Genomic DNA, 9,884 nt, shown 5'->3' with positions numbered 1-9,884 from the left:
GCAACAGGGCTATTTAGTTGATTTAAAGCTTAATAAATCCCCGTTAACTTCCACAGTCATAAATTGTGAAGTCACTCCTCTGACAATCCAAAAACTCCCAGTAGAAAAAATCAGTGAATCTGTAAATAAATCGCTACCAACCAATCTGGAAGCATCCGCTCTACCAATCAACGTTGTATCAAATGATGTGCAATTGGAAATAGGGATTAATTCAAAAACATCTAGTGAATCGTTGGTCGCATTACTCACCATCTCGAAATGAAGCTTCACTGAATCCACACAATTGGTTGAATTTACGACCTCACTCCATGTTTTTTCTGAACCTGCAGAAAGCAGTCGCTCCACCTGATAGTCATAAATGCCTGCAGGCAACTCCTCTTCAGAACAAGCCAATAAGAAAATGCCGAAGACGGCCAGTAAAATTTTATCTCGCATTACCCGTTCGATCAATCACCACATACCCAAGCTCATCGGAATCTAACGGAAGCTGCTCTTCCGGATATAAAAGAATGGTCAACTCCTGCGTCAAGTCATCGAACTTAAAGTCAACCGGCTTCTTATTGATGGTTACCAGTGTACTCCAATTGAGCTGGCCACCGGGCGTGTAGCTAACCACCACAAAGTTGTTTTCAGTAGCTGAGCTATTGTAAATGTAGAAACTATCAGAGCCATCAATGGTAGGTATGGAGTCGCTTTCATACTGAGTAACCTCCACCCCAGGCAGATCAAACGCCAGGTTCCACTGTGCCACACGGTCAGGGCCAAAAGATCCAACGTATCCCTTCTTGGCAGTCAGGTCTGCTCCATAGGCCACAATTTGCTGTGGATTTTTTACAGGCACACCCATGGTCATTTTTCCGCCTTCAGGTGCATCCTGAACAAATAATGGATACTTCTTTTGTTCATCTTCCGAGTCAATGCCCCATCTGTTTTTCTCAGACCAGTATGCTACTGATTCACCCAACCATTTCACATGCCTTCTGGACCACTCCTGCATATCAAGCACATACTTGGAAGCGGTGACATACTTCTGAAAGAAGCTTTCGATATAGTCAGTGTATTTCTTTTTCGATAGCTCCAAATCATCTGTGGTGATTGACTCAACCAATACATTCATGTTTTTCGCATCTTCCAGCGCAACTTCATAAATCGCCAGTTGCTCGCCTATCAATGATGAATCCATCAACGAAGGGTTAAGCTGAAGGTCCACCTGCTTTATAATGCGTGCTTCATACATTTCCACTTTCAACAGCTTCTCAACGGTGGATTTTGGATCATACTTATCAAACTGCTCCAATAAATTGACAGGGAAGTAACCTATCTCAACATCCTGACTATTTTTTACCTGTGCTTTTTTCTCCCGAATTTCATCAGCATAGTTTTTGACCATGGTCTTAAATAGGCCTACTCCACCAAGTATCTCAGACTGTGCCTCTCTAGCCCATTCTTCAAAGTTCCATATCTCGATCACACCTGATCGAATATTTGTCGCACTCATCCCGTCTACTCCAAACTGCTCGATTGATTTTAACACAACTTCATCACGATATTTATCTGAGTTTAGCTTCTCTGCTAGCTCCTGCACTCCCTTAGCATTATCCACCCCCTTACGTCCATTTTGCTCAATAGAAGAAAGTGATGCCTGTATTTCCTGATCCGCAGCAATCAGCATGGCATTATATGCCGAAAACTGAGTTGTAAGCGCTCTATATGCTTCCATTGCTGCTTTTTGATTTTCCTCAACCTTAACCACACGTCTGTGCATCTCCTTCACATTTTCAATGCGAGTTTGAATTGCCTCCACTTTCTTTTCAATATCCAGATGAACATCCGACACTTTTATACCAAACTCTCCCGTCCTCAAGTCCCTTCGAAAGAAAGCCTGATAATATTCATCCTTCTTCTTTAGCTCCTTTTCATCAATCAGACTTTTAGCTCTTTCCAAATAAAGCACCGCCGAGTCTCCTGTTTGATAAACTTTTGATGAGTCATTTACTACATCGTATGCCAAAAATCGTTGCTCCAGCCACAGTCCCATCTGAAGATTAGCATTAGCCTCTTCTGCGTTTTTAGGATCGGCCAAAAACTGAATAAGCTGAGGTCCACCCTCGTCATAATTTTTTGCGGCAAGCAAAGGATAGAGGTCTTTATATTTTATCTTCTGAGCTTCCGCACTAAACAAAGCGCAAATAGATAAGATAAGAATAGCTGCTGACTTGATTTTCATATGCATGGTGAGATAGTTTGCAATTGCTAATTTATAAAAATACTAAGTGGATTTATAAAAATAAGATGATGCCTTGCGTGGGCCCACTGATTGAATTATTTAACTCGTTTGGGTGTATTATCTTCTCTATCCCCTAATTATGAAGCACAAAATCAAAAAGGAACTCGTTGAATGGATCGTTTTACTCGTCGTAATCGGTGTGATCTATTTCGGAGGCTGGCATACAGAGGTGATTGGACGTATTCAGCAGGTAGTACTTGCAACAGGAATAATCTCGCCGGATATAGTCGATGAAGAGAAAAAAGCTTCTTATGATTTTTGGATCGAGGATTTGGAAGGCAATCGGGTGAACTTCGCCCAAATGGAGAATCAAGTTGTATTTCTGAACTTTTGGGCAACATGGTGCCCGCCGTGCATTGCTGAGATGCCTGACATCCACTCCTTATATAAGGAAAAAAAAGATGAAGTTGCTTTCGTTATGATCTCTCTTGATCAGGATGAAGAAAAGGCGCGAAAATTCATTGCTAAAAAAGACTTTGAATTTCCAGTCTACTTCTTGAGGTCGAGCTTGCCCTCAGTTTACGACACACACTCAATCCCCACTACCTATTTGATTGACAAAGAAGGAATGATCAGGGTGGAAAACCATGGAATGGCTAAATACAACACCTCCAGCTTCAAGGAATTACTGGATCAGCTATCTGAATTTGAGCAAGCCATGTGACACTCCCGTCATTGCGGCTATCCGGTAAATGATCCGAGCTGCAACATTAGCATCCCACGAATCATCACCAGCCTCACACACGTCAAATCCTACAATCTTTCTTCCGGATCGCACTACTTGCTCAATTAGAAAAGTGGCCTCATTGAATTGCAAACCACCAGCCACGGGTGTTCCAGTATTTGGGCAGAGTGACGGGTCCAACCCATCCATGTCAAAGCTTATGTAAACATTTTCAGGAAGAGTCTCTACGATTTCATTGACCTGATCCCTCCACGAGTAGCCGTTTACCTTATTGATGAACAGTGACTCATCATAAAACACATTCACCGGTTTCTTAGATTCAGCGATGAAATTCTCCTCCTCCTCACAAAAATCCCGAATCCCTACTTGTGTGATTGTAGAGATGTTCTCTTCTTTCAACGCATTGTACATGATGCTGGCATGAGAATAGGTAAAGCCCTCATAGGCTTTTCTCAAATCCATGTGGGCATCTACTTGAAGGATCCCAAACGATTGACGCTTGGCAAGGGCTTTCATTAATCCAAGTGGAGAGGAATGATCACCGCCTACTATTCCTACCAACTTTCCAAGGTCTAAAAATGAACTGGCCGTTTCCTCCACTTTTTTATAGGTCTCCTCACAAAACTCATTCACAAAATCCAGCTGGTCTTGCTCGGGTTCTTTGCCAGATTCAAGTGCCTTAATAATATTAATAGCCCTTCCTCGCTGAATCTCGTTTTGGCTGGACACCACAATACGGTCATACATAGCCATCTTCAGAAGCCATGGTTCTTTTATTGTCAGCAGAGACAAATCCAGCTGAGAAGATTCATCCATAATCAGATCGGGGGCTTTAGAGGTGCCTTGACCATAAGATACTGTCACATCTAAATGAACAGGCAGCAAAACAAGGTTTGCTTCTTCCAGACTATAGGGCAAACCAAAAATTGAACCTTTCTTTCCTGCTTCGCTTGGATTATACATCTTAATGATTTGGATGGTAATATCCCTCAAAAATACCTGTACCTTGTGATACTTCTCTCCACTTGAGCTTCTCAAATTTTATGGTGACTACCCCGGAAGGCTCCATATTTCCAATACTGGAATTGGTGAGGAATTCTCCAAAATATGTTATCGTAGGATTATGCCCGATGATTGCTACTTCCTTATGTGCATCCGCAATTTCATTAAGTACCTGTAACATTTCTCTCACTGAGGCATTGTAGATCACATCCTTGTAATCGATCACCTGCTCATTCATCTCCAATTCCTCCACCAGGTTAACTGCCGTTTCAGTAGTTCTAACCGAAGAGCTGCACAATATTATATCCGGATTAAACTTTTGATTGATCAAATGACGTCCGAGCGATCGTACGGTGCTCTGCCCCTCGAGCGTTAGCTTACGTTCAAAATCGCGTTTTCCACTAGGTTCTTCTGCATACGAGTGCCTGATTAGGTATAGTCTAGTACTCATGTGATTAGGTTGGTTCACTTTAAATATAAGTGATTGAAATGGGGTGTCACAACCTCATTAAAATAAGTTTTTTCAATTTTCGGTTGAACAGGATTTAAATAGTCGTGTTATGTTTACGCGCTAATTGAGTTCGCTCAACTAAAAAGACCGAAAAATTCATCATGGGAAAAAACCTCGTCATAGTAGAGTCGCCGGCCAAGGCAAAAACAATAGAAGGGTATCTGGGAAAAGATTTTGAAGTGAAGTCTTCGTATGGTCACGTGCGGGATTTGCCAAAAGATGACACAGCTATCGATATAAAAAACGGATTTACTCCCACCTATGAAATTTCGAAAGACAAAAAGGAGGTTGTAAAAGAGCTCAAGAAACTAGCTAAGGCTGCTGAGACCATCTATCTCGCATCGGATGATGACCGTGAAGGAGAAGCGATAAGCTGGCACCTGGCTGAAGCTCTGGATCTGGATGATTCTAAAACTCGCAGGATTGTCTTTCACGAGATCACAAAGAACGCGATTCAAAACGCAATCAAAAATCCACGAGGAATTGATATTGATTTGGTAAATGCGCAGCAGGCTCGTCGTATTCTTGACAGGCTGGTGGGTTTCGAACTATCACCTATCCTTTGGAAGAAGATAAAAGGAGGTCTTTCTGCCGGCCGTGTACAATCTGTGGCGGTACGATTGGTAGTAGAGCGTGAGCGCGAAATAGCCAACTTCACACCTGAGTCATCATTTCGGATAACTGCCGAGTTTAATCTGGATGGAGGTAAAATTCTAAAGGCAGAATTACCTAAGAAATTTAAGACTGAAGAGGAAGCCATGAGCTTTCTTCAAAAATGTACTGGTGCCGATTTCTCCATCGAGAATCTGGAAACCAAGCCAGCAAAAAAATCACCTGCTCCACCGTTTACAACTTCTACCCTTCAGCAGGAGGCAAGTAGAAAACTGGGGTTCTCAGTAGCACGAACCATGTCCGTAGCTCAGAAGCTCTATGAAGCGGGAAAAATCTCTTACATGAGAACTGACTCATTGAATCTCTCGGATGAGGCATTGAATGGAGCTGCAGAAGCCATCAAATCCAACTACGGAAACGAGTATGCTCATCGCAGAGTATTCAAAACCAAAAATGCAGGTGCTCAGGAAGCTCACGAAGCTATTCGTCCTACCAACTTCGGGGTACAAAACGCCGGAAAAGACGATGCGGAAAGAAGACTTTACGACCTGATCTGGAAACGAGCCATCGCTTCGCAGATGTCTGAAGCCAAGCTGGAAAAAACAACAGCTACCATTGGAATATCTACAACAGATGAGAAACTGGTTGCAAAGGGTGAGGTGATCAAATTTGAAGGATTCCTTAAAGTCTACATTGAATCTACGGACGATGAAAACGGGGATGAAGAGAATACCAACATGCTCCCGCCTCTGACTGTGGGGCAGGCACTTGATCTCAAAGAAATTTTAGCCAAGCAAGGCTTTACCAGACATCCGCCAAGGTACACGGAAGCCAGTCTGGTGAAAAAGCTGGAGGAGATGGGTATCGGTCGTCCATCCACCTATGCACCCACCATTTCCACGATTCAAAAAAGGAATTATGTAGATAAAGATGCGCGGGAAGGCTATGAAAGAATCTCGATTGAGTGCCGATTGAAAGACGGGCAAATCAACCGCGTGGAAGCAACGGAAATAACTGGTGCAGAGAAGAACAAACTCTTCCCTACCAACACTGCCATGGTGGTGAATGACTTCCTTGTTGATCATTTCCCTAACGTGATCGACTACAGCTTTACGGCAGATGTAGAGCAGCAGTTTGATGACATTGCGCAAGGAAAAACGGTGTGGAACAAAATGATTGACAACTTCTACGGAGGATTCCATTCCACCGTGGAGAAGTCTGCTGATCTGGATCGTGCGACGGTGAATCAGGTGAGAGAGATTGGCGAGGATCCAAAGACGGGTGAGAAAATCTATGCCCGACACGGAAAATATGGCGCATATGTGCAGAAAGGTGAATTGGTGGAGGGCGAAGAGAAGCCACAATACGCCAGCCTAAAGCATGGCCAGTTTATGGATACCATCACGCTCGATGAAGCCCTTGAACTATTCAAACTTCCTCGAGAGGTGGGCACATTCGAAGACAAACCGATGGTGGCTGCTGTTGGGCGGTTTGGTCCATACATTCGTCACGATGGCAAGTTTGTGTCCATCAAAAAAGAGCAAGACCCACTCACGATTACCGAAGAAGAGGCCGTTCAGCTGATTCTGGATAAGCGAGAAGCGGATGCCAATAAGTACATCAAAACGTTTGATGAGGATGAGAATGTGGCGGTACTCAACGGACGCTGGGGGCCATACATCAAGTTTGGAAAGAAGAACGTGAAAATCCCAAAAGATGTAGTGCCTGAAGAGCTGACCTATGAGCAGTGTAAAGAGCTGGCCGATAAAGCTCCTGAGAAAAAAGGACGGGGTGGTAAAAAGCCCGCTGCAAAGAAACCGGCAGCTAAAAAGAAGAAGTAGAGATCTACCTATAGGTTGATCATTGCAATGACATCCCCCCTAGCCCCCTTCAAAGGGGGAATTATCCCCTTGAGGGGATTATAGGGGTGTTATTAGTAAGATGCATCTTATGCACATAAAGACCGAACGACTTAGCCTCCGACCAGTATCTGAAGCAGATGCTCCTTTCCTTTTTGAGTTGATGACCAGCGACTCATGGATCAAAAACATTGGAGATCGTGGGATCAAAACTTTGGATGATGCCAGATCCTACGCTACCAACAACCTGATGAAGAGCTACACAACGAATGGTTATGGTTTGTATGTGGTTTGTTTGGAGGCCACTCCCATAGGACTGTGCGGGCTGGTGAAACGAGACTACCTCCCCCTACCCGACCTGGGCTTTGCGCTACTGGACGAGTATGTAGGAAAGGGCTACATCCAGGAGTCCGGCAGAGCGATCCTCGATGTTGCCTTCAGTGAGTTGAAGTTTGAGAAAATTCTTGCTATTACCTCAGAGGAAAACAGTCCTTCTCAAAGCACCTTGACCAAACTGGGATTTCAGAATAAAGACACAATGGAGAGTCCGGAGGGGTTGAAGATGCTGCTGTTTGAGAAGGTGAAATAGCTACCAGTAAAAATCAGCACCCACCACTATAGGAATAACAGCTACCTGAAAAAAACGAGTGCTACCACCAAAAGAACGAGAGCTACCGGCTAAAAAACGGCAGCTACCAAACCAGGAATCGTAGCTACCACCAAATAATTACAGCTACCACCGCAGGAACGACAGCTACCAATCAACACATGACAGCTACCAGGTAACTATCATTCTTTCATCTAATAGATATGTAAGTAAGAAGGCTCCCCTTAGTGAAACTTGTTTCATTTAAACAAGAAAGCGGACACATCCGCTATATTTGAAGGGAAGTAACATTTTGCACGGGTTTGTGTGCGTTACATTAATGTTATCTACAAGGCACTGCACATCGCAGACATAACCAACATGAAAAAAGCTAACCTCATCTTAACTCTTTCCTTTATTCTGTTCAACCTAACAACTAATGCACAAACCACAACACTTAAAGGAAAAATAATCATAAGCGACCCCAGATATGTAAAAGGTGTAGATTCTGAATTTCTGCTAGCTCCAGAAGCCATTATTTACTCAGCTGACACAATAAAACTGGGAACGACTAACAAACGAGGAATCTTCGAAATCGAAGTACCAAGTTCCACTAGTAAAATCATCGTATCATGGGTTGGTTATGACTTAGAACCAATAGAACTCTCAGGAACCTGTGACTTTATAGAGGTTGTGCTAATCCCTGCCGTAATTTATGACTTTGTCAGTCTTAAGCGTGCTAACAAACTAAATCAGAGGCATAGGAAAAAGTGGCTCCCTGAACTTTATCAACAAGCATCTGAACAAGGCTTTATAACAAGCGAAAATCCCTGTAGATAACAGTTGCTAGCACGAATGCGCCAGAGTGCTTTCTACTAGCCTCATCGTTCTTCACCGCTCCGCTACCCATTCTGTAAGCATCTTCTCTCCTAGCAACTGTTTTACTTCTGGATTTTAACTTTCTAAATGCAGTTCTTCGTAGATGCCGTTGTAGGTGTTGGGTAGCTGCGCTATATTAGTGTCTTTCTGCCAGGCTCGGGGCGCACTCCTGCTAGCGTGGCGATAGCAACTTAGCACAAAAAAAGTGATACCTCTCAGCATCACTTTTCAAAATCCTTAAATCAGTGGCTTCTTACACCTGATTGTTTAGCATCACCGGCATTACCAGCATCAGGATGTCTTCTTCTTCATCCTTGTCATTTGGTGTGATGATGCCTGCTTTGTTTGGCGCGCTTAATCGAATGGTAATATCATCCGAATCAATGTTGCCCAGCATCTCCACAAGGAACTTAGCATTGAATCCGATCTCCAGATCTTCGCCATCATGCTCACATGATAGTCGCTCGTTTGCTTCGTTTGAGAAGTCCAGATCCTCCGCAGAGATCATTAGCTCACTACCTGTGATTTTTAATCGTACCTGATGAGTGGTCTTGTTCGCATAAATCGCAATACGCTTCAAAGAGCTCAGCAATTCATTCTTCTTTACCACCACTGTGTTGTTGTTATCCAAAGGAATCACGTTCTCATAATCCGGGAATCGCTCATCGATCAGTCGGCAGATCATCTTCACCTGATTGAAATTGAAGAAGGCATTGGAAGCATTAAACTCCACGTTCACATTGGTGATATCCGCAGGAAGTGTCGCTTTCAAGAGCGTCAATGCTTTTCGAGGGATGATCATGCTGTGACTCATATCAGCAGCCACATCCACCCTCCTGTATCGAATCAGGCGGTGGCTATCGGTAGCTACGAATGTCGTGTTTGTCTCATCCAGCTTTACGAACACACCCGTCATTGCAGGTCTAAGCTCGTCATTGGAAGTCGCAAAAATGGTATTGTTGATTGCTCTGCCCAGCACCTCAGAAGAGATGTTTACAGAATACCCATCAGAAACGGTTGGAATCTTAGGGAAATCAGTTGCATTCTCACCAGCCAGTTTGTATCGCCCATTATCAGAATTGATCTCGATGCTATACGTATTGCTATCAATAGAGAAAGTCACAGGCTGCTCCGGTAAATTTCTCAGTGTCTCCAACAAAATCTTTGCAGGAATGGCAATGCTTCCATCCTCTTTGGCCTCCACCTGTAGCTCGGTGATCATGCTGGTTTGCAAATCCGAAGCGGTAACGGTCAGATTACCATCGCTGATTTCAAACAAGAAATTTTCCAAAATAGGCACAACCGGGTTGGTCGTGATCACTCCATTGATTGCTGAAAGCTGCTTTAAAAGGTAGGATGATGATACAATAAATTTCATGTGACTATGCTTAGTGATTTAGGGCCGAGCCCGTATTTTTCGGGTCGCTAATTTAAACACAAAAAATGAGATAAACAGTTGAAAT

General features: G+C 43.5%; 9 protein-coding genes. 4 read left to right on the top strand and 5 right to left on the bottom strand.

All coding sequences use genetic code 11. The features are described from left to right. Window positions 1-9 precede the first annotated feature (9 nt). Entirely contained in the window at window positions 10-435 is a 426-nt protein-coding gene (locus tag ACEQZT_RS15860; protein ID WP_370090448.1) for a hypothetical protein, read from the bottom strand. Next, window positions 425-2,227, bottom strand: coding sequence for a hypothetical protein (locus ACEQZT_RS15855; RefSeq protein ID WP_372530169.1), 1,803 nt, complete (start codon window positions 2,225-2,227; stop codon window positions 425-427). Before ACEQZT_RS15855 ends, ACEQZT_RS15860 begins: the two co-directional genes overlap by 11 nt. Before the next feature lie 139 nt (window positions 2,228-2,366). Between ACEQZT_RS15855 and ACEQZT_RS15850 the strand changes: the two genes are divergently transcribed. Continuing rightward, entirely contained in the window at window positions 2,367-2,951 is a 585-nt protein-coding gene (locus ACEQZT_RS15850; RefSeq protein WP_370090446.1) for a TlpA family protein disulfide reductase, read from the top strand. Here the strand turns inward: ACEQZT_RS15850 and ACEQZT_RS15845 are convergent. Both ACEQZT_RS15845 and ACEQZT_RS15840 read right to left on the bottom strand, forming a co-directional pair. Next, entirely contained in the window at window positions 2,925-3,935 is a 1,011-nt protein-coding gene (locus tag ACEQZT_RS15845; RefSeq protein WP_370090445.1) for an agmatinase family protein, read from the bottom strand. The genes ACEQZT_RS15850 and ACEQZT_RS15845 overlap by 27 nt on opposite strands. Window position 3,936: 1 nt before the next feature. Continuing rightward, window positions 3,937-4,425 carry a histidine phosphatase family protein gene (locus ACEQZT_RS15840; RefSeq protein WP_370090444.1) on the bottom strand — a complete coding sequence of 163 codons (489 nt, stop codon included), beginning with the start codon at window positions 4,423-4,425 and terminating at the stop codon, window positions 3,937-3,939. Window positions 4,426-4,586: 161 nt separating this feature from the next. Here ACEQZT_RS15840 and topA point away from each other — a divergent pair, with 161 nt between their 5' ends. The 3 genes from topA to ACEQZT_RS15825 all read left to right on the top strand — a co-directional run bounded on the left by topA (window position 4,587) and on the right by ACEQZT_RS15825 (window position 8,382). Continuing rightward, window positions 4,587-6,938, top strand: a complete 2,352-nt coding sequence (gene topA / locus ACEQZT_RS15835) for a type I DNA topoisomerase (protein ID WP_370090443.1) — start codon at window positions 4,587-4,589, stop codon at window positions 6,936-6,938. A gap of 109 nt (window positions 6,939-7,047) precedes the next feature. Then, a complete protein-coding gene (locus ACEQZT_RS15830) occupies window positions 7,048-7,545 on the top strand; it encodes a GNAT family N-acetyltransferase (RefSeq protein WP_370090442.1) in 498 nt (165 codons plus the stop codon). Window positions 7,546-7,923: 378 nt separating this feature from the next. Further along, on the top strand, window positions 7,924-8,382 hold the full coding sequence (locus ACEQZT_RS15825; protein WP_370090441.1) for a hypothetical protein: 459 nt from the start codon (window positions 7,924-7,926) through the stop codon (window positions 8,380-8,382). 292 nt (window positions 8,383-8,674) lie between these two features. Here ACEQZT_RS15825 and dnaN read toward each other — a convergent pair whose 3' ends face one another. Continuing rightward, a complete protein-coding gene (gene dnaN, locus ACEQZT_RS15820) occupies window positions 8,675-9,799 on the bottom strand; it encodes a DNA polymerase III subunit beta (RefSeq protein ID WP_370090440.1) in 1,125 nt (374 codons plus the stop codon). Window positions 9,800-9,884: the final 85 nt, after the last annotated feature.

The organism is Ekhidna sp., assembly GCF_964218185.1.
Taxonomy (GTDB): Bacteria; Bacteroidota; Bacteroidia; order Cytophagales; family Cyclobacteriaceae; genus Ekhidna.
The sequence above is the reverse complement of the archived record's forward strand: the minus strand, read 5'-3'. Positions and strand labels throughout refer to the sequence as shown.